Annotated in this window: 13 protein-coding genes; 5 read left to right on the top strand and 8 right to left on the bottom strand. The window is 63.5% G+C overall.

Annotated features, from left to right (window positions below):
* Positions 1 to 11 precede the first annotated feature (11 nt).
* Positions 12 to 1,223: a CmpA/NrtA family ABC transporter substrate-binding protein gene (locus tag BMY68_RS01930; RefSeq protein ID WP_085530272.1), complete on the bottom strand. Its 1,212-nt coding sequence runs from the start codon at positions 1,221 to 1,223 to the stop codon at positions 12 to 14.
* 254 nt (positions 1,224 to 1,477) lie between these two features.
* Between BMY68_RS01930 and BMY68_RS01935 the strand changes: the two genes are divergently transcribed.
* A complete protein-coding gene (locus BMY68_RS01935; RefSeq protein WP_085530273.1) occupies positions 1,478 to 2,497 on the top strand; it encodes a quinone-dependent dihydroorotate dehydrogenase in 1,020 nt (339 codons plus the stop codon).
* 136 nt (positions 2,498 to 2,633) lie between these two features.
* Here the strand turns inward: BMY68_RS01935 and BMY68_RS01940 are convergent, their stop codons facing one another.
* Positions 2,634 to 2,849: a ribosome modulation factor gene (locus tag BMY68_RS01940; protein WP_002553055.1), complete on the bottom strand. Its 216-nt coding sequence runs from the start codon at positions 2,847 to 2,849 to the stop codon at positions 2,634 to 2,636.
* A 556-nt stretch (positions 2,850 to 3,405) separates the two neighbouring features.
* On the opposite strand from BMY68_RS01940, the gene rlmKL reads away from it, so the two are divergent.
* A complete protein-coding gene (rlmKL, locus tag BMY68_RS01945) occupies positions 3,406 to 5,676 on the top strand; it encodes a bifunctional 23S rRNA (guanine(2069)-N(7))-methyltransferase RlmK/23S rRNA (guanine(2445)-N(2))-methyltransferase RlmL (protein ID WP_009042931.1) in 2,271 nt (756 codons plus the stop codon).
* Positions 5,677 to 5,802: 126 nt separating this feature from the next.
* A complete protein-coding gene (locus BMY68_RS01950; protein WP_085530274.1) occupies positions 5,803 to 8,202 on the top strand; it encodes a sensor domain-containing diguanylate cyclase in 2,400 nt (799 codons plus the stop codon).
* 58 nt (positions 8,203 to 8,260) lie between these two features.
* Here the strand turns inward: BMY68_RS01950 and dacB are convergent, their stop codons facing one another.
* Positions 8,261 to 9,721, bottom strand: coding sequence for a D-alanyl-D-alanine carboxypeptidase/D-alanyl-D-alanine endopeptidase (gene dacB, locus BMY68_RS01955; protein ID WP_038580722.1), 1,461 nt, complete (start codon positions 9,719 to 9,721; stop codon positions 8,261 to 8,263).
* A 233-nt stretch (positions 9,722 to 9,954) separates the two neighbouring features.
* On the opposite strand from dacB, the gene BMY68_RS01960 reads away from it, so the two are divergent.
* Positions 9,955 to 10,299: a YggL family protein gene (locus tag BMY68_RS01960; RefSeq protein WP_007932191.1), complete on the top strand. Its 345-nt coding sequence runs from the start codon at positions 9,955 to 9,957 to the stop codon at positions 10,297 to 10,299.
* 233 nt (positions 10,300 to 10,532) lie between these two features.
* On the opposite strand, the gene BMY68_RS01965 is transcribed toward BMY68_RS01960, so the two are convergent.
* Complete coding sequence (locus BMY68_RS01965; protein ID WP_062823127.1) at positions 10,533 to 11,723, bottom strand: benzoate/H(+) symporter BenE family transporter; 1,191 nt, start codon at positions 11,721 to 11,723, stop codon at positions 10,533 to 10,535.
* Between the two features lie 299 nt (positions 11,724 to 12,022).
* On the opposite strand from BMY68_RS01965, the gene BMY68_RS01970 reads away from it, so the two are divergent.
* Positions 12,023 to 12,787 (top strand): GntR family transcriptional regulator, encoded by a 765-nt coding sequence (locus BMY68_RS01970; protein WP_007932193.1) that lies wholly within the window; start codon positions 12,023 to 12,025, stop codon positions 12,785 to 12,787.
* 177 nt (positions 12,788 to 12,964) lie between these two features.
* Here the strand turns inward: BMY68_RS01970 and guaD are convergent, their stop codons facing one another.
* The 4 genes from guaD to xdhA form a co-directional block, all read right to left on the bottom strand.
* The gene (gene guaD / locus BMY68_RS01975; RefSeq protein ID WP_085530275.1) at positions 12,965 to 14,269 is read right to left on the bottom strand and encodes a guanine deaminase; all 1,305 of its coding nucleotides are present in this window, start codon (positions 14,267 to 14,269) and stop codon (positions 12,965 to 12,967) included.
* A 24-nt stretch (positions 14,270 to 14,293) separates the two neighbouring features.
* On the bottom strand, positions 14,294 to 15,136 hold the full coding sequence (xdhC, locus tag BMY68_RS01980; protein ID WP_009042936.1) for a xanthine dehydrogenase accessory protein XdhC: 843 nt from the start codon (positions 15,134 to 15,136) through the stop codon (positions 14,294 to 14,296).
* Positions 15,137 to 15,242: 106 nt separating this feature from the next.
* Positions 15,243 to 17,642, bottom strand: a complete 2,400-nt coding sequence (gene xdhB, locus BMY68_RS01985) for a xanthine dehydrogenase molybdopterin binding subunit (RefSeq protein ID WP_085530276.1) — start codon at positions 17,640 to 17,642, stop codon at positions 15,243 to 15,245.
* Positions 17,635 to 19,089: a xanthine dehydrogenase small subunit gene (gene xdhA / locus BMY68_RS01990; protein WP_085530277.1), complete on the bottom strand. Its 1,455-nt coding sequence runs from the start codon at positions 19,087 to 19,089 to the stop codon at positions 17,635 to 17,637. Before xdhA ends, xdhB begins: the two co-directional genes overlap by 8 nt.
* Positions 19,090 to 19,204 lie beyond the last annotated feature (115 nt).

A 19,204-nucleotide genomic window follows, 5' to 3' on the forward strand; every position in this document is an offset into this window, starting at 1 on the left:
TCGGGCTCCTGTCAGCGGCTGGCGAGAAGAGGCGAGCTGTCGCTCATGGCGTGCAGCTGGAAGCTGCGGGCATAGGCGGCCGGGTCCGAACCGTCCCACAGCTTGCCGTCGATCAACTGGCTGCTGCGCATGTCTTGGCCCCAGGAGGCGACGCCGACGGCGGTGGCGGCTTCACGATAGAGCTCGAGTTGCTGCACCTGGCGCGCGATGCCCAGGTAATCCGGGTCTTCGCGCAGCAGGCCCCAGCGGCGGAACTGGGTCATGAACCACATGCCGTCGGACAGATACGGCAGGTTGACCGCGCCTTCATTATGAAAGCGTAGCGCGTGCGGGTCCTGCCAGCGGTGGCCGAGGCCATCGGCATATTCGCCGAGCAGGCGCGGCTCGATGCAGTCCAGCGGCGCATCGAGGTACTCGCGGGCGCTCAACAGTTGCGCGGTGCTCTGGCGGTTCTCGCGGCTCTGCTCGATGAAGCGGCTGGCCTCGAGGATCGCCATGACCAGGGCCCGGGCGGTGTTCGGGTACTGCTCGACGAAGGCACGGGTGCAGCCGAGGACTTTTTCCGGGTGGTCGGGCCAGATCGACTGGCTGGTGGCCAGGGTGAAGCCCAGGTTCTGGTTCACCGCGCTGGCGCTCCAGGGTTCGCCCACGCAAAACCCGTCGATACGCCCGGCCTGCAGGTGCGCGACCATCTGCGGCGGCGGCACCACCACGCTGTCGACATCCTGCAACGGGTGGATGCCCTGGGCGGCCAGCCAGTAATACAGCCACATGGCGTGGGTACCGGTGGGGAAGGTCTGGGCGAAGGTCAGCCTTGCCCGGCTTTGGTGCGCGTGCAGGTGAAGCGCTTCAGGAGTGGTCACGTTCAGGGCTTGCAGCTCCCGCGAGAGGTTGATGCTCTGGCCGTTCTGGTTCAGGCCCATCAGCACCGCCATGTCGCTGGCGTTGACCCCGCCGATGCCCAGGTGCACGGCGTAGATCAGGCCGTACAGGCTGTGGGCGGCATCCAGCTCGCCGCTCACCAGCTTGTCCCGCAGGTTGGCCCAGGATGCCTGGCGCTTGAGGTTCAGGGTCAGGCCGTAAGGCTGGGCGAAGCCCTGGGTGGCGGCGACCACCACCGAGGCGCAGTCGCTCAAGGCCATGAAACCGAGGTTGATCGCGGTCTTTTCCGGGGCATCGCTGCCGTTGACCCAGGCCAGCGGGCTGACGGGGAGTTCATTCATGGGGTGGCGTCCTCCATAAAAAAGCGGCCATAAAAAGCTTCCATAAAAAAACGTCGCACCCGCGCCAGGCAGAGCCGGCGGGGTAACGACGCCTTTGTCTTTCGACCCACGCCGCCATTGGCCTGGGTGCTGATGCAGGTTGTGGTGCAAGGCATATGCCATTCACCGCTGATTTCGCCGCGTGCCTCGCCTGCGGCCTCCATGCCCGGCTATAATCGCCGCCTCATTTCGCCGCCACCGAGTCAAGCCCGCCCATGTATACCCTGGCCCGCCAGCTGTTGTTCAAACTCTCCCCGGAAACCTCCCACGATCTGTCCCTGGACCTGATCGGCGCGGGCGGGCGTTTGGGCTTCAATGGCTTGCTGTGCAAGGCGCCGGCGCAGATGCCGGTGAATGTCATGGGCCTGGACTTCCCGAACCCGGTCGGCCTCGCGGCCGGGCTGGACAAGAACGGCGCGGCCATCGACGGCTTCGCCCAATTGGGTTTTGGCTTCGTCGAAATCGGCACCATCACTCCGCGCCCGCAGCCGGGCAACCCCAAGCCGCGGATCTTCCGCCTGCCGGAAGCCGAGGCGATCATCAACCGCATGGGCTTCAACAACCTGGGCGTCGATCACCTGCTGGCCCGGGTGGCGGCGGCCAAGTACAAGGGCGTGCTGGGGATCAACATCGGCAAGAACTTCGACACTCCGGTCGAGCGCGCGGTGGATGACTACCTGATCTGCCTGGACAAGGTGTATGCCCACGCCAGCTACGTGACGGTCAACGTCAGTTCGCCCAACACCCCGGGCCTGCGCAGCCTGCAGTTCGGCGAGTCGCTCAAGCAGCTGCTCGGCGCCCTCAGCCAGCGTCAGCAGGAGCTGGCGGTGCAGCATGGCAAGCGGGTACCGCTGGCGATCAAGATCGCCCCGGACATGACCGACGAAGAAACCGCCGAAGTGGCGCAAGCCCTGATCGAGACCGGAATGGACGCGGTCATCGCCACCAACACCACCCTGAGCCGCGTTGGCGTCGAAGGTATGGAGCATGGCGACGAGGCGGGCGGCCTGTCCGGTGCGCCGGTGCGCGACAAGAGCACCCACACCGTGAAGGTGCTGGCGGGCGAGCTGGCCGGGCGTTTGCCGATCATTGCGGTGGGCGGTATCACCGAAGGCAAGCATGCGGCGGAAAAGATCGCTGCCGGCGCCAGCCTGGTGCAGTTGTATTCGGGCTTCATCTACAAGGGCCCGGCGCTGATTCGCGAGTCGGTGGACGCGATCGCCGCGTTGCGCTGAGCACAGCGGCTTTTTGCGTGGCCAATAAAAAGGGCTCCTGAAAGGAGCCCCTGGGCCGCAGCCCGCCGTCCGGATGGGACGTGCGTGGTTAAGTCGTTACATATTCAGATTTTGGTGTCGGAATGTGTGCCCTGTTTTAGCCGACGGCGTGAAGTTCGTTGAGTCTGTGGATTCCCGCAGTGCCGGTCATACCGTCCCAGTTGTCGCCGCGTCCTTCGCGCCAGCCATTGATCCAGGCTTGGCGTACCGACGGTAGAGTAAATGGGCAAAGCTCACGGGACTTGCCATGAACGCCATACTGATATCCGCGCAAAAATGCTCTTTCCAACGGATCACGCTTAAGTCTTCTCATAGGGTGTTTCCCTCACTTGTTGACTGTCTTATGTCCCGTCGGCCTCGTTTGAGGCCGGGCAGAATGCTTCTGCCGTTGGTGCTCGCTGCCGGCGTCGCGAGCGTGGCGTTGGCGTCATTGCGGCGCCAACCTGAGTTGATTTCTAACCAATGCGTCACAACGATGGAATGATCGTTTTGTCATAAGGACGTAACGATAATGATGTTGAGGCCATAAGAACGGCCTGCTTTACATCGGGTTGATCAGGCAAACCTCGCTCTGATCAGCCTCTTACTGGATGATGGGCTTAATGCTTTAGTGAGAATTCCATTCCGTTGCACTCAGGTATTATTCGATGAAAGGTCGAGTTATGACCTTTTGTTTCGCTGACTTTATTATCTGCCCCGGCATCTAAGCTCTTTTGACCCCAGTGGTCACCGCTAGCGGCGAGCTGAACAGCAGGGGCGGGACGGCACAGATTCGTGCCACGCGAGCGCTCTTCAAGAAAAGCGCTTGATTGAAAACCGGGCGGACGATGCGTTGTCCGTTCATTTATTGCTAAAGGCCCTGAACTCCCATGTCGGATCGCTACGAACTCTTCCTCACCTGTCCCAAAGGCCTTGAAGGCCTGCTCATCGAGGAAGCCGCCGGGCTTGGCCTTGAAGACGCGCGCGAACATACCTCGGCCGTGCGCGGCATGGCCGACATGGAGACCGCCTACCGCCTGTGCCTCTGGTCGCGCCTGGCCAACCGGGTACTGCTGGTGCTCAAGCGCTTCCCGATGAAGGACGCCGAAGACCTCTATCACGGCGTGCATGACGTCGACTGGCAGGACCACATGCTGGCGGACGGCACCCTGGCGGTGGAGTTCAGCGGCCACGGCTCGGGCATCGACAACACTCACTTCGGCGCCTTGAAGGTCAAGGACGCCATCGTCGACCGGCTGCGCACGCCGACCGGCGAGCGTCCCTCCATCGACAAGCTCAACCCGGACCTGCGCATTCACCTGCGCCTGGATCGCGGCGAAGCCATCCTCTCCCTCGACCTGTCCGGCCACAGCCTGCACCAGCGCGGCTATCGCCTGCAGCAGGGCGCGGCGCCGCTGAAGGAAAACCTCGCGGCGGCGATCCTGATCCGTTCCGGCTGGCCACGTATCGCGGCCAATGGTGGCGCCCTGGCCGACCCGATGTGTGGCGTGGGGACCTTCCTGGTGGAAGCAGCGATGATCGCCGCCGACATCGCCCCGAACCTCAAGCGCGAGCAATGGGGTTTCACTGCCTGGCTCGGTCACGTCCCGGCCCTGTGGCGCAAGCTGCATGAAGAAGCCCAGGCGCGGGCCCAGGCCGGCCTGGCCAAGCCGCCGCTGTGGATTCGCGGTTACGAAGCCGACCCGCGGCTGATCCAGCCAGGGCGCAACAACGTCGAGCGTGCCGGCCTCAGTGAGTGGATCAAGATCTACCAGGGCGAAGTGGCGACCTTCGAGCCGCGCCCGGACCAGAACCAGAAAGGCCTGGTGATCAGCAACCCGCCCTACGGCGAGCGCCTGGGTGACGAAGCCAGCCTGCTGTATCTCTACCAGAACCTGGGCGAGCGCCTGCGACAGGCCTGCCTGGGCTGGGAAGCGGCGGTGTTCACCGGCGCGCCGGACCTGGGCAAGCGCATGGGCATCCGCAGCCACAAGCAGTATTCGTTCTGGAACGGCGCCTTGCCGTGCAAGCTGCTGTTGATCAAGGTGCAGCCAGACCAGTTCGTCACCGGTGAGCGCCGTACCCCGGAGCAACGGCAGATCGAGCGTGAACAGGCCGAGGCCGACAAGGCGCCGCTGGTTCCGCAGGAGCGCCAGTACAACAAGAACGGCAACCCGATCAAACCGGCGCCGGCGCCAGCCCCTGTGGTCGAGCAGGCACGCCTGAGCGAAGGCGGGCAGATGTTTGCCAACCGCCTGCAGAAGAACCTCAAGTTGCTGGGCAAGTGGGCCAAGCGCGAAGGCGTCGACTGCTATCGCGTCTACGATGCCGACATGCCGGAATATTCCCTGGCCATCGACCTGTACCACGACTGGGTGCACGTGCAGGAATACGCCGCGCCGAAATCCATCGACCCAGAAAAGGCCCAGGCCCGTCTGTTCGATGCCCTGGCGGCCATTCCGCAAGCGTTGAACGTCGACAAGAGCCGGGTGGTGATCAAGCGTCGCGAACGCCAGAGCGGCACCAAGCAGTACGAACGCCAGAGCGCCCAGGGCAAGTTCACCGAGGTCAGCGAAGGCGGCGTGAAGCTGCTGGTCAACCTCACCGACTATCTCGACACCGGGCTGTTCCTCGACCACCGGCCGATGCGCCTGCGGATCCAGAAAGAAGCCGCTGGCAAGCGTTTCCTCAACCTGTTCTGCTACACCGCCACCGCCAGTGTGCACGCGGCCAAGGGCGGCGCGCGCAGCACCACCAGCGTCGACCTGTCGAAAACCTACCTAGACTGGGCGCGGCGCAACCTGTCGCTCAACGGTTTCTCCGACAAGAACCGTCTGGAGCAGGGCGATGTCATGGCCTGGCTGGAGACCTGCCGCGATGAGTTCGACCTGATCTTCATCGACCCACCGACCTTCTCCAACTCCAAGCGCATGGAAGGGGTGTTCGACGTGCAGCGTGACCACGTGCAACTGCTCGACCTGGCCATGGCCCGGTTGGCCAGCGGTGGCGTGCTGTACTTCTCCAACAACTTCCGCAAGTTCCAGCTCGAGGAAAACCTGGCGGCGCGTTATGCCGTCGAGGAGATCACCGCCAAGACCATCGACCCGGATTTCGCCCGTAACGGCAAGATCCACCGGGCCTGGAAAATCACCGCCCGCTGATGTTGATTGGATCCACAGAGCCTTGATTTTCAAGGCTCTTTGCTCTAGCCAAATTAGTGGCGAATAGCTATAACTCAATGCAAGCCCATGTGACGCTCACGTTCGCTGGCGTTATGAGTTTTGCTTATGTCGTTGCACTCGGTACGCCCGAAAATCCTGGGCTTCATCAGCGAAGACGTGTCGGCCTGGCTGGTCGCGTTAGTGGTATTGCTGTTTGGCTGCGTATTGACCGGGCTGCTGGCCTGGTCGACCCTCAATCTGTATCAGCAGCAGTTGCGCCAACGCTTCCAGCTGCTGGCCAGCGAACGTTATAGCCGCATCGAAGAGCGCTTCGAAGATCAGGAGCAGCGCCTGGATGGTCTCAAGCGCTTCTTCATCAATTCCGGCGCGGTCTCGCGCCAGGATTTCGACGGCTACACCCAACCTCTCTTGCATCGCACCCAGGCCTACGCCTGGGCGCCGCGCGTCAGCGGTGCCGAGCGGGCGTCGTTCGAGCGCATGGCGCAGGAGCAGGGAGCGCCGGATTATTTCATTGCCGACCTGAATGCCGAGGGCAAGCTGCAGCGAGCTGCCGAGCGCGATGAGTACATACCGGTGCTCTACAGCCAGACCCAAAGCCCGCTGGGCTCGCCCCTGGGGTTCGACCTGCTGGCCCAGCCAATGCGTCGCGACACTCTCGAGCGGGCGCGGCAGCGTGGCGGCGTGGCGGTTTCGCAGCCGGTGCGCTTGGTCGGAGTCGAGCCTTCCTACGCGCGCGGTATCATCCTGGCGACTCCCGTCAGCCTGCGCACCGATGTGGCCATGTCGCCCCCCGAGCCTTACGGTTATGTGATCGCGGTGATCAGCATGCGCCAGTTGGTGGTCGATGGTCTGCCCGAGCAGCGTCAGGACAACCTGTTCGTGCAGATCATCGACCTGTCGACCGCCGAGTCGTACGGCAAACTCTATGAATCGAGCAACGGCCCCGGGGACAGCCCGCTGGCGGTGAGCCGGGTGCTGAGCCTGGCCGATCATGATTACCAGGTGAACATCCGCCCCAGCGCGGTGTTCCTCCAGGCCAACCATTCTTCGGTGTCCAGCCAGGTGGTCCTGGGCACGCTGCTGAGCCTGCTGCTCAGTGCCCTGCTGTATGTCCTGGTCAGCCAGCGGCAGCGCGCGCTGCGGTTGGTGGAGCAGCGCACCGGGGAGCTGCGGGTCAGGGAGCAGGAATTGCGCGGCACCCACGGGCAGCTGCGCAGCGTGCTCAATGCGGCGACCCAGGTGGCGATCATCGCCACCGACCTGAGGGGCGTGATCAGCACCTTCAATGCCGGCGCCGAACATATGCTCGGCTACAGCAGCGCCGAGGTGGTGGGCCACCTGACCCTGGAAAGCCTGCACCTGCCCGCGGAGCTGAATGCGCGCGCGCAAGCCCTGAGCCAGCGTTACGGCCGGCAGATCCCGATGTGCCAGGCGATGCTGGTGGACGGTTCCGAAGAGCGGGGCGAGGAAACCCGCGAGTGGACCCTGATGCGCCGCGATGGCAGTCATCTGGTGGTGAACATGCTGGCCACTCCGGTCCTGGACGATCATGGCTTATGGGTCGGGCACCTGGCGATTTGTATCGACATCACCGAACGCAAGCGGGTCCACGAGGCGCTAGCGGCCCGCGATCGCCTGCTGAAGAAACTCAGCGCCCATGTACCGGGCGCCATCTATCAGTTCCAGGTAGATGCCGAAGGCCATTCCAGCTTCAGCTACGTCAGTGACGGCATCCGCGATATCTACGAGATCGATCCACAGCAGTTGCAGCGCGATGCCAACCCGGTGTTCGAGCGTATTCACCCGGACGATGTGGCCCGGGTGCGCGGTTCGATCTGGACCTCGGCGAAGAAACTCAGCCCCTGGCGCGAGGAATATCGGGTGCAGTTGCCACAGCGCGGCCTGCGCTGGATACGCGGCGAAGCGACCCCGGAAAAGCTCGCGGGGGGCGGGGTGCTGTGGCATGGCTATCTGTCGGACATCTCCGACCTCAAGCGGGTCGAGGAAGAGTTGCGGGCCCTGTCGGTCACCGACTCGCTGACCGGTATCCACAACCGCCGCTATTTCCAGGAGCGCCTGCAGACGGAAATGGCGCGGGTCGAGCGCGGGGTGGGCAATCTGGCGGTGATCATGCTGGATATCGACCACTTCAAGCGGATCAACGACCAGTACGGGCATGCCATCGGCGACATGGTGCTGCGCGGCGTTTGTGAGCGCATCAGCCTTCGTCTGCGGCGCACGGATGTGTTTTGCCGGCTGGGCGGCGAAGAGTTCATGGTGCTGTGCCCGGACACCGATGGCCAGCAGGCCTATGTCCTGGCCGAGGAGCTGTGGCGCGGGCTGCGCAGCTCGCCGATCGATGGCGTGGGCATTGTCACGGCCAGTTTCGGCATCGCCAGCTGGCGGGAACACGAAGGGGCCGACGGGCTATTGCTGCGGGCGGATTCCGGGGTCTATGCGGCCAAGCAGGCTGGGCGCGACCGGGTCGAGGCGGAGATGGGGTAGGCAGGGGGCGCAGAAGTGGGGTGACGCGAGGTTGTCCTCGCGCCACCTGAGTGACGGCTTACAGGGTCGAAGCGGTGTCTGCCAGTTTCGGCTGGCGGTACAGATCCAGCAGCACCTGGTCGAGCACCGAGGACGCGCCCCAGGGCTTCGGATCGTTGAGAATCGCTACCACGGCCCAGGTGTTGCCGTTGCTGTCGCGGCTGTAGCCGGCGATGGCGCGCACGGTGTTCAGGGTCCCGGTCTTCACGTGGGCTTCACCGGACATGGCGGTGCGCTTCAGGCGCTTGCGCATGGTGCCGTCCATGCCGGCGATCGGCATCGAGCTGATGAACTCCGCCGAGTACGGGCTTCTCCAGGCCGCTTGCAGCATGGAGGCCATTTCCCGGGCGCTGACCCGTTCGGCACGGGACAGGCCCGAACCGTTCTCCATCACCAGGTGCGGCGCGGTGATGCCTTTCTTCGCCAGCCACTGACGCACCACCCGTTGCGCCGCCTTGGCATCGTCGCCATCGGCTTCGGTGCGGTATTGCGCGCCGAGGCTGAGGAACAGTTGCTGGGCCATGGTGTTGTTACTGTATTTGTTGATGTCGCGGATGATTTCCGCCAGGTCCGGTGAGAAGGCCCGGGCCAGCACCTTGGCGCTGGATGGCACCGCGGCCAGGCGGTCCTTGCCCTGGATGCTACCGCCCAGTTCCTTCCAGATGGCGCGTACGGCGCCGGCGGTGTAGGTCGCGTGGTCGAGCAGCGACAGGTAGGTCTGCGAACTGCAGCCGTCGCCCAACTGGCCGTTGACGGTCACGGTGACGCCGCCGTCCGCCTGCGGGACCGGGTTGTAGCGAACGTTGCCGGTGCACTGTTTACCGCCGACGGCCTTGACCTGATTGTCGATGCGAATGCTGGCGATCGGCGGCTCGACGGAAATCAGCACCTTGCCCGAATCGTTGCGCGCCACGAAGCGCAGGGCCTTGAGGTTGACCAGCAGGGCGTCGGGCTTGACCAGGAACGGCTTGTTCTCGTCATTGCCGTCGTCGTTGAACTGCGGCAGTTGCGGCTGCACGAAGAAGTTGCGGTCCAGCACCAGGTCGCCGGTCACTTGCTGCACGCCATTGGCCCGCAGGTCGCGCATCAGCAACCAGAGTTTTTCCATGTTCAGCTTGGGGTCGCCGCCGCCCTTGAGGTACAGGTTGCCATTGAGGATGCCGCCGCTCAGGGTGCCGTCGGTATAGAACTCGGTTTTCCACTGGTGGGTCGGGCCGAGCATTTCCAGGGCGGCGTAGGTGGTAACCAGTTTCATGGTCGAGGCCGGGTTGACCGACACGTCGGCGTTGTAAACGGTGGCCGTGCCCGGACCGTTGAGCGGGATCATCACCAGCGACAGGGCGTTGTCTTGCAGTTTGCTGGCCTTGAGGGCCTGTTGAACCTTGGGCGAAAGGGTGGTGTTGACGGGGGCGGCAGAAACGGAAATGGCCAGGGGCAGAAGAAGACCGGCAAGAAAAAGTGGACGCAAAGATTTGATCATGTGAAGTAAAACCCTACAGCCGAGGGGAGAAAAGACGAGGGCATGACGATAAATTCCCTCAGTGGTCACGAAAGTGTCGGCATTATGCCCCAAGGTATAGCGGCTTGTGCCGTGCCGCGGCGGGCTAATCCGCTATTTTTTTCCCAATGGCAGGCCAAGGCCCTCATAGAGTCAGGCAATCGGTTGCTTAAACTGGTAAAGTGCCGCCCGTTATTACTTATGAGGATTGTTCCATGGCCACTAACCGTTCCCGCCGTCTGCGCAAAAAACTGTGCGTAGATGAATTTCAGGAGCTGGGTTTTGAGCTGAACCTGGATTTCAAAGAAGATCTGGCCGAAGAGGCTATTGACGCTTTCCTCGACGCGTTCCTCAAAGAAGCGATGGAAGCCAACGGCCTCGGCTATGTTGGTGGCGATGACTTCGGCCTGGTTTGCCTGAGCAAACGCGGTTCGGTCAGCGAAGAGCAACGTGCCAAGGTCGAAGCCTGGCTCAAGGCCCGCACCGAGCTGACCAGCGTTGAAGTCAGCCCGCTGCTGGACGTCTGGTACCCGGAAAACTCGATCAATCCGGTAGCCTGATGTGCTGAGTCGGTGGCCCCGTCCGGGCCGCCGACTCACGGCTGTCGCTGTACAGCCTTCTCTATTTATTTCCCCCGCAGAACCTTGATATGCCTCGGGCCTGTTTCCCGGGATTTCGCGTGGGCGGGTTGTAGCCGCTGCCGTAGGCTGCGATCGCGACCGAAGGACGCGCAAGGTCTTGAGATCGCTGAAGCCCTTCGGGCTTATCGCAGCCTGCGGCAGCGGCTACAGGCTTATTCGTTGTTCCAGTTCAGGATCACCAGGGTCAGCACGCCGGCCACGATTCCCCAGAACGCCGAGCCGACGGAGAACAGGGTCAGGCCCGAGGCCGTCACCATAAAGGTGATCAGCGCCGCCTCGCGTTCCTTCACCTGGCTCATGGCGATGCTCAGGCCATTGATGATCGAGCCGAACAGCGCCAGCGCGGCGATCGACAGCACCAGCTCTTTGGGCAGGGCCGCGAACAGCGCCGCCAGCGTGGCGCCGAAGACCCCGGCGATGCCGTAGAAAATCCCGCACCAGACCGCCGCGGTGTAGCGCTTGTTGCGGTCCTCATGGGCGTGGGGGCCGGTGCAGATTGCCGCGCTGATGGCCGCCAGGTTGATGCCGTGGGAGCCGAACGGTGCCAGCAGCAGGGAGGCGATACCGGTGGTGGTGACCAGTGGCGAGGCCGGCACGTTGTAGCCGTCGGCGCGCAGCACGGCGACCCCGGGCATGTTCTGCGAGGTCATGGCCACCACGAACAGCGGGATGCCGATGCTGATGGTCGCCGCCAGGGAGAAGTGCGGGGTGGTCCACACCGGCGTGGCGACTTCCAGGTGGAATTGGCTGAAGTCCAGCAGGCCCATCACCCCGGCCAATGCGGTGCCGGTCAGCAGGGCGGCGAGCACCGCGTAGCGTGGCGACAGGCGCTTGACCAGCAGGTAGCTGAAGAACATGCCCAGCACCAGGCCGGTGCGGTGCTGTGCGGCGACGAAGATCTCGCTGCCGATCTTGAACAGGATGCCCGCCAGCAGTGCCGCGGCGAGGGAGGCCGGGATGCGCTTGACCAAGCGTTCGAAACTGCCGGTCAGGCCACAGATGGTTACCAGCACCGCGCAGGTGATATAGGCGCCGATGGCTTCGCCGTAGCTCACCCCGGACAGGCTGGTGATCAGCAGCGCGGCGCCGGGGGTCGACCAGGCGACGGTGATCGGGGTGCGGTAGCGCAGGGACAGGCCGATGCTGCAGATGGCCATGCCGATGGAGATGGCCCAGATCCACGAGGAAATCTGCCCGCTGGTCAGCCCGGCGGCCTGTCCGGCCTGGAACATCAGCACCAGGGAGCTGGTGTAGCCGGTCATCATGGCGATGAAGCCGGCGACTACGGCCGAGGGCGAGGTATCGGCCAGGGGGCGTAATGGCGCGAGGGAGGCGTCGGACATGGAGCACTGTTCCTTGTTCTGATGAAGATATCTGTCGCCCGAAAGCCCGGCGCAGGGGCGTTGGGTGACGAAAGCAGGGGCCAAGCCTAAACGTAAAAGTAACCATTCATTGCAATACAGCCAGGGCGGCAAATGGCCGTACAGTCGTTGTGACCGCCGGTGGCCCATACAGTTATTGCGAATGGACCCCATGGGTTGTGTACAATGTGCCATTGTTTTTACGCGATACTTGTCAGCGACCCGCTGTGCCGTATTACAGTCACGGTCAATTCGCCGCAGTTCTCCCGACTCGAGTGCCCATGAACGAACAGTTGCAACCCCTCAAGAAACAACCGCGAGCAGGCAAGGCCGGTCGCAGCGGGACCCAGGACGATATTGTCTACGCGCATATCTTCGAGGCCATCCTCGAACAGCGCCTGGCGCCCGGCACCAAATTGAGCGAAGAGGCGCTGGGGGAAATTTTCGGGGTCAGCCGTACCATCATTCGTCGTGCGCTGTCGCGCCTGGCCCATGAAGGCGTGGTGCTGCTGCGACCCAATCGCGGCGCGGTCGTGGCCAGCCCGAGTGTCGAGGAAGCCCGCCAGGTGTTCATGGCGCGCCGGCTGGTGGAGCGGGCGATCACCGAGCTGGCGGTGCAGCACGCCACGGCCGAACAGCTTGCCGAGCTGCGGCAGATGGTCAACGACGAGCGCGACAGCTTTTCCCGTGGCGATCGCGGCGCCGGTATCCGCTTGTCGGGCGAGTTCCACCTCAAACTTGCCGAGGCGGCGAAGAATGCCCCGCTGATCAGCTTCCAGCGCAGCCTGGTGTCGCAGACCTCGCTGATCATCGCCCAGTACGAAAGCGGCAACCGTTCGCACTGTTCCTACGATGAGCACACCCAGTTGATCGACGCCATCGAGGCCCGCGACGCGGAACTGGCGGTGACCCTGATGATGCATCACATGGATCACATCGACAGCAAGCTCAACCTCGACGAAGAAAGCGCCTCGGACGACCTGCACGCGGTGTTCTCGCACCTGCTGCAAACCAAGAAGCCGGGCCGCTCTCCCGCCAAGCTGTAACGCCATCTCCCTGTAGGAGCGAGCTTGCTCGCGATAGCCGCGAAGCGGCGACCTGTCTGCCAAAGCTCGTCATCCTTGGCGATCTTTTCGCGAGCAAGCTCGCTCCTACAGGGTTTACAGCAGATAAAAAAATCCCCCGTCTCAGCGCATGAAGCGGGGGATTTTTCGTTTCCGGGATTAGCGCTGGTGCACCAGATTGCCCGCGGCATAGGTCTGCGCCACGGTGCGGTCATCGCCCAGGGTCATCAGCACGAACAGCGTCTCGGCGATGCTCTTGGATTGTTTCAGGCGATAGCTCAGTAGCGGCGTGGCGTTGTAGTCGAGCACCAGGAAGTCGGCGTCGGTGCCTGGCTGTAGGGTGCCGATCCGCTCTTCCAGGCGCAGTGCGCGTGCGCCGCCGAGGGTGGCCAGGTACAGCGACTTGAACGGACTCAGGCGCGCGCCCTGCAACTGCATGACCTTGTAGGCTTCGTTCAGAGTCTGCAGCAGCGAGAAGCTGGTGCCGCCGCCGACGTCGGTGCCCAGGCCGACATTCAGCTTGTGCTTCTCGGCCATCGGCAGGTTGAACAGGCCGCTGCCAAGGAACAGGTTCGAGGTCGGGCAGAAGGCCACGGCCGAACCGGTCTGCGCCAGGCGCGCGCATTCGTCGTCGCACAGGTGCACGCCGTGGGCGAACACCGAGCGCTTGCCCAGCAACTGGTAGTGGTCGTACACGTCCAGGTAGCCCTTGCGCTCGGGGAACAACTCCTTGACCCATTCGACTTCCTGCAGGTTCTCGCTGATGTGGGTCTGCATGTACAGGTCGGGGTATTCACCGAGCAATTGCCCGGCGAGGGTCAGTTGTTCCGGGGTGCTGGTCGGGGCGAAACGCGGCGTCACTGCATAGTGCAGGCGGCCCTTGCCGTGCCAGCGCTCGATCAGCGCCTTGCTTTCCAGGTAGCTGGATTCGGCGGTGTCGGTCAGGTAGTCCGGGGCGTTGCGGTCCATCATCACCTTGCCGGCGATCATCCGCAGGTCGAGCTTCTGCGCCGCTTCGAAAAAGGCATTCACCGATTGTGGATGCACGCTGCCGAAGACCAGGGCGGTGGTGGTGCCGTTGCGCAGCAGTTCCTTGATGAAAATCCCCGCCACTTCCTCGGCATGGGCCTGGTCGGCGAACTGGCTTTCGCAGGGGAAGGTGTAGGTGTTGAGCCAGTCCAGCAACTGCTCGCCATAGGCACCGACCATGCCGGTCTGCGGCAGGTGGATATGGGTGTCGATAAAGCCTGGGGTGATCAGCGCATCCTGGTAGTGAGTGATCTCGATATCGGCGGGCAGGCTGGCGAGCAATTCGCTGGCGTGGCCGAGGGCGCTGATCTGGCCGTTGTCGACTACCAGCAGGCCATCCTCGAAATACTCGTAGGAGGCTTCGATGCCGACCTCGGCGGGGTCGGCGATGCTGTGCAGGATGGCGGCACGGTAGGCTTTGCGAGTCAGAGGCATGAGGCAGTCTCGGTTCGTGGCTTTTTAATGAGTGGCATGGCTGCGGCGCGAGGCCGGCAGCAGCTTGGCAATGGGTTCGGCGCGGGCGCTGTGCTGGCCGAAATTGGCGTTATAGGTGGCGATGATTTCGCCGGCGATGGAGATGGCGATTTCCACAGGCAACTTGCCTTTGACTTCGCCGAGCCCCATCGGGCAGCGCATGCGTTGCAGCACGCCGCTGTCGAAGCCGCGCTCGCGCAGGCGGTGTTCGAACTTCACCCGTTTGGTCTTCGAGCCGATCAGGCCGAAGTAGGCAAAGTCGTTGCGCTTGAGAATCGCGGCGGTGAGCTCCAGGTCGAGCTGGTGATTGTGGGTCATGACGATGCAATAGCTGCCGGCGGGCAGGTCATCGATTTCATCGACGGGCTCTTCGCTGACGATCTTGCGCACGCCCTGGGGGATCTGCTCGGGGAATTCCTGTTCCCGCGAGTCGATCCAGCGCACCTTGCACGGCAGGCTCGCCAGCAGCGGCACCAGGGCGCGGCCGACATGGCCGGCGCCGAACACCGCGATCTGCGCCTGGACCTGGCCCATGGGTTCGAACAGCAACACCGTCACCCCACCGCAGCACTGGCCGAGGCTGGCGCCCAGGCTGAAGCGCTCCAGGTGGGTGTCCTGTTTGCCGCTGGCGAGCATCTCGCGGGCGATCTGCATGGCCTTGTATTCCAGGTGGCCGCCGCCGATGGTGTCGAAGCTCTGGGTGGCGCTGATGACCATTTTCGAGCCGGCATTGCGTGGCGTCGACCCCAGCTCTTCGATGATGGTCACCAGCACGCAGGGTTCGCCGCGGGTTTGCAGGTCGGCGAGGGCGCTGATCCAGTTGTACATGTTTCACCTCTTGCAACGTTGTCGTCTGCAATGTCGTCATCGCGAGCAAGCTCGCTCCTACAGGAGGGTGCGATATCTGTAGGAGCGAGCTTGCTCGCGATGGGATTTACAGGGAAGCCAGTTCCGCCTTGGTCTCCACGGCCTTCGCCACCTTCAACTGGCGCATCTGCTCGCAGCCCCACAACACCCGTTCCGGCGTGGCCGGCGCGTCGATCTTTGGCTGGTGCCGGTAATCGCCGAGGCTGGCCACGGCGTCCTTGATCGCGCACCAGGCGGCGATGCCGAGCATGAACGGCGGCTCGCCCACGGCCTTGGAGTGGAACACCGTGTCTTCCGGGTTCTTGCGGTTTTCCACCAGCTTCACGCGCAAATCCAAAGGCATGTCGGCAACGGCTGGAATCTTGTAACTGGCGGGGCCGCAGGTCTCTAGTTTGCCCTTGTTGTTCCACACCAGCTCTTCCATGGTCAGCCAGCCCATGCCCTGGATAAAGCCGCCTTCCACCTGACCGATGTCGATGGCCGGGTTCAGCGAGGCGCCGACGTCATGCAGGATGTCGGTGCGCAGCATCTTGTACTCGCCGGTCAGGGTGTCGACTATCACCTCGGCGCAAGCGGCGCCGTAGGCGAAGTAGTAGAACGGCCGGCCACGGGCCTGGGCGCGGTCGTAGTAGATTTTCGGGGTCTTGTAGAAGCCGGTGCTGGACAGCGAGACCTGGGCGAAATAGGCCTGCTGGATCAGTTCCTCGAAACTCAGGATCTGGTCGCGGACCCGCACGTGGCCGTTGTGGAACTCTACGTCTTCCTCGCTGACCTTGTACTGCCGGGCGGCAAACTCCACCAGGCGTTTCTTGATGGTTTCCGCGGCGTTCTGCGCCGCCTTGCCGTTCAGGTCGGCGCCGCTGGAGGCGGCGGTCGGCGAGGTGTTGGGCACCTTGTCAGTGTTGGTCGCGGTGATCTGCACCCGGTCGATCTCTACCTGGAACACCTCGGCCACCACCTGCGCCACCTTGGTGTTCAGGCCCTGGCCCATTTCCGTGCCGCCGTGGTTGAGGTGGATGCTGCCGTCGGTGTAGACGTGCACCAGCGCACCGGCCTGGTTGAGGAAGCTGGCGGTGAAGGAAATGCCGAATTTCACCGGGGTCAGCGCCAGGCCCTTTTTCAGGATCGGGCTGCCGGCGTTGTAGCGACGGATCGCTTCGCGGCGCTCGGCGTACTGGCTGCTGGCTTCCAGTTCGGCGGTCATCTCTTCGAGCATGTTGTGCTCGACGGTCTGGTAGTAGTGGGTGACGTTGCGTTCGGTCTTGCCGTAGTAGTTGGCCTTGCGCACGGCCAGCGGGTCGAGGGCGAGATGGCGGGCGATGGCGTCCATCACTTCCTCGATGGCGACCATGCCTTGCGGGCCGCCGAAACCACGGTAGGCGGTGTTCGACGCGGTGTTGGTCTTGCAGCGATGGCCGTTGATGGTGGCGTCGCCCAGGTAGTACGAGTTGTCGGCGTGGAACATTGCCCGGTCGACGATCGAGGCCGACAGGTCTGGCGAGCAACCGCAGTTGCCGGCCAGTTCCAGCTGGATGCCATGCAGGCGCCCGGTGCTGTCGAAACCGACGTCGTACTCGATATAGAAGGGGTGGCGCTTGCCGGTCATCAGCATGTCTTCGACCCGCGGCAGGCGCATCTTGGTCGGCTGGCCGGTGAGGTGCGCGATCACCGCGCACAAGCATGCCGGGCTGGCGGCCTGGGTTTCCTTGCCGCCGAAACCACCGCCCATGCGGCGCATGTCGACCACGATCTTGTTCATCGACACGTCCAGCACCTCGGCCACCAGCTTCTGCACCTCGGTGGGGTTCTGGGTCGAGCAGTAGACGATCATGCCGCCGTCTTCGGTAGGCATCACCGAGGAAATCTGGGTCTCCAGATAGAAGTGTTCCTGGCCGCCGATGTGCAGCGTGCCCTGCAGGCGATGCTCGGCGCTGGCCAGGGCCTTGGCCGAGTCGCCGCGCTGGTGGGTGTGGCTGTCGAGGACGAAGTGGCGTTTGCGCAGGGCTTCGACCACGTCCAGGACCGGCTCCAGGTCCTCGTATTCGATGACCGCGGCCATGGCCGCCTGGCGCGCGGTTTCCAGGTCGCGGGCGGCCACGGCCAGCACCGGCTGGCCGACGAACTGCACGTCGTCGATGGCCAGCAGCGGGTCGCCGGGCAGCAGCGGGCCGATGTCTTTCAGCCCCGGGATGTCCTTGTGGGTGATGACGATACGCACGCCGTCGAAGGCATGGCAGGGCGCGGTGTCGATGCTGAGGATCTTGGCGTGGGCACGGTCCGAGAGGCGCGCATACACATGCAGCTGGTTGGGGAATTCCAGCCGGTCATCGATGTACACCGCCTCGCCGGACACATGCTTGGCGGCGCTGTCGTGCTTGACGCTGCGCCCGACGCCGGTGGCCAGATCCTGTTGAAACAGGGCGCTCAGTTCGGCTTGAGTCTTCTCGACTTTGTGATGATTAGACATAAGCGGTCACCCGGGTCTCGATGTGCGGTGTTTGCAGTTCGATAAAGTATTTGCGCAGCAGGTTCTGGGCGCTGAGCAGGCGGTATTCCTTGCTGGCGCGGAAGTCCGAAAGCGGGGTGAAGTCTTCGCCCAGGGCGGCGCAGGCACGTTCGACGGTGGTCTCGCTCCACGGGGCGCCGAGCAGCGCGGCCTCACAGTGCTTGGCGCGTTTCGGGGTGGCGGCCATGCCACCGAAGGCCACGCGGGCGTCGGCGATCACGCCGTTCTCGATACGCAGGTTGAAGGCCGCGCAGACCGCGGAAATATCGTCGTCCAGGCGCTTGGACACCTTGTAGGCGCGAAACAGCTGCTCGGCGCTGGCCCGCGGCACGATGATCTTTTCGATGAACTCGCTTTCCTGGCGCGCGGTGACGCGGTAGTCGATGAAATAGTCTTCCAGGGCCAGGGTGCGGCGGGTGTTGCCCTTGCACAGGACGATCTGCGCGCCCAGGGCGATCAGCAAGGGCGGCGAGTCGCCGATGGGCGAGGCGTTGCCGATGTTGCCGCCCAGGGTGCCCTGGTTGCGGATCTGCAACGAGGCGAAGCGCTGCAGCAGCTCGCCGAAGTCCGGGTATTCGGCCTTGAGGGCGTCGTAGCAGTCGGAGAGGGCGGTGGCGGCGCCGATTTCCAGGCGGTCGTCGAAGCGTTCAATGCGTTTCATTTCGGCGACGTTGCCGACGTAGATCATCACCGGCAGCGGGCGGTGGAACTGCGTGACTTCCAGCGCCAGGTCGGTGCCGCCGGCCAGCAACCGGGCTTGCGGGTAGGCGTCATAGAGGTCGGCCAAGTCGGATACGGTCAGCGGTACCAGGCAACGTTTGTCGCCACTGTTCAGCTCGCCGGTGTCGCTGGGGGCGATGGCTTTCAGGCGGGCGATGGTCTCGGCTTCGCGGGCATCGAACTGGTCCGGCTGCTTGCCGCAGCAGGCCTGTTCGGCGGCGGCGAGAATCGGACGGTAGCCGGTGCAGCGGCACAGGTTGCCGGCCAGGGCCTCGTGGGCCTTGTGCGCGTCGGGTTGTTCGGAGTTCTTCTGCAGGGCGAACAGCGACATGACGAAGCCCGGCGTACAGAAGCCGCACTGCGAACCGTGGCACTCGACCATGGCTTTCTGCACGCTGTGCAACTGGCCCTGGTGCTTGAGGTCTTCGACGCTGATCAGTTGTTTGCCGTGCAGCGACGAGACGAAGGTCAGGCACGCGTTGAGGCTGCGATAACGGATATGCTCCGTGCCTGTGTCGTCGGTCTGCAATTCGCCGACCACCACGGTGCAGGCGCCACAGTCGCCACTGGCGCAGCCTTCCTTGGTGCCGGGCTTGCCCAGATGCTCGCGCAGATAATTGAGCACGGTCAGATTCGGGTCCAGGGTGTGCTCGCTACGGAGTTCCTGGTTGAGTAAAAACTGGATCACGGAAGGCCTCGCAGACTCATTATTGTTGGTAACCGACGTGGGCCGAATTTAGTCATGTCTGACTTTTCGGTCAATGATTTTCTGACTTAAGGGTCAGGAAATCGTTTTTTGCCGA

Source organism: Pseudomonas sp. NFACC41-3 (assembly GCF_900109505.1).
In the GTDB taxonomy this organism is placed as follows: domain Bacteria; phylum Pseudomonadota; class Gammaproteobacteria; order Pseudomonadales; family Pseudomonadaceae; genus Aquipseudomonas; species Aquipseudomonas chlororaphis.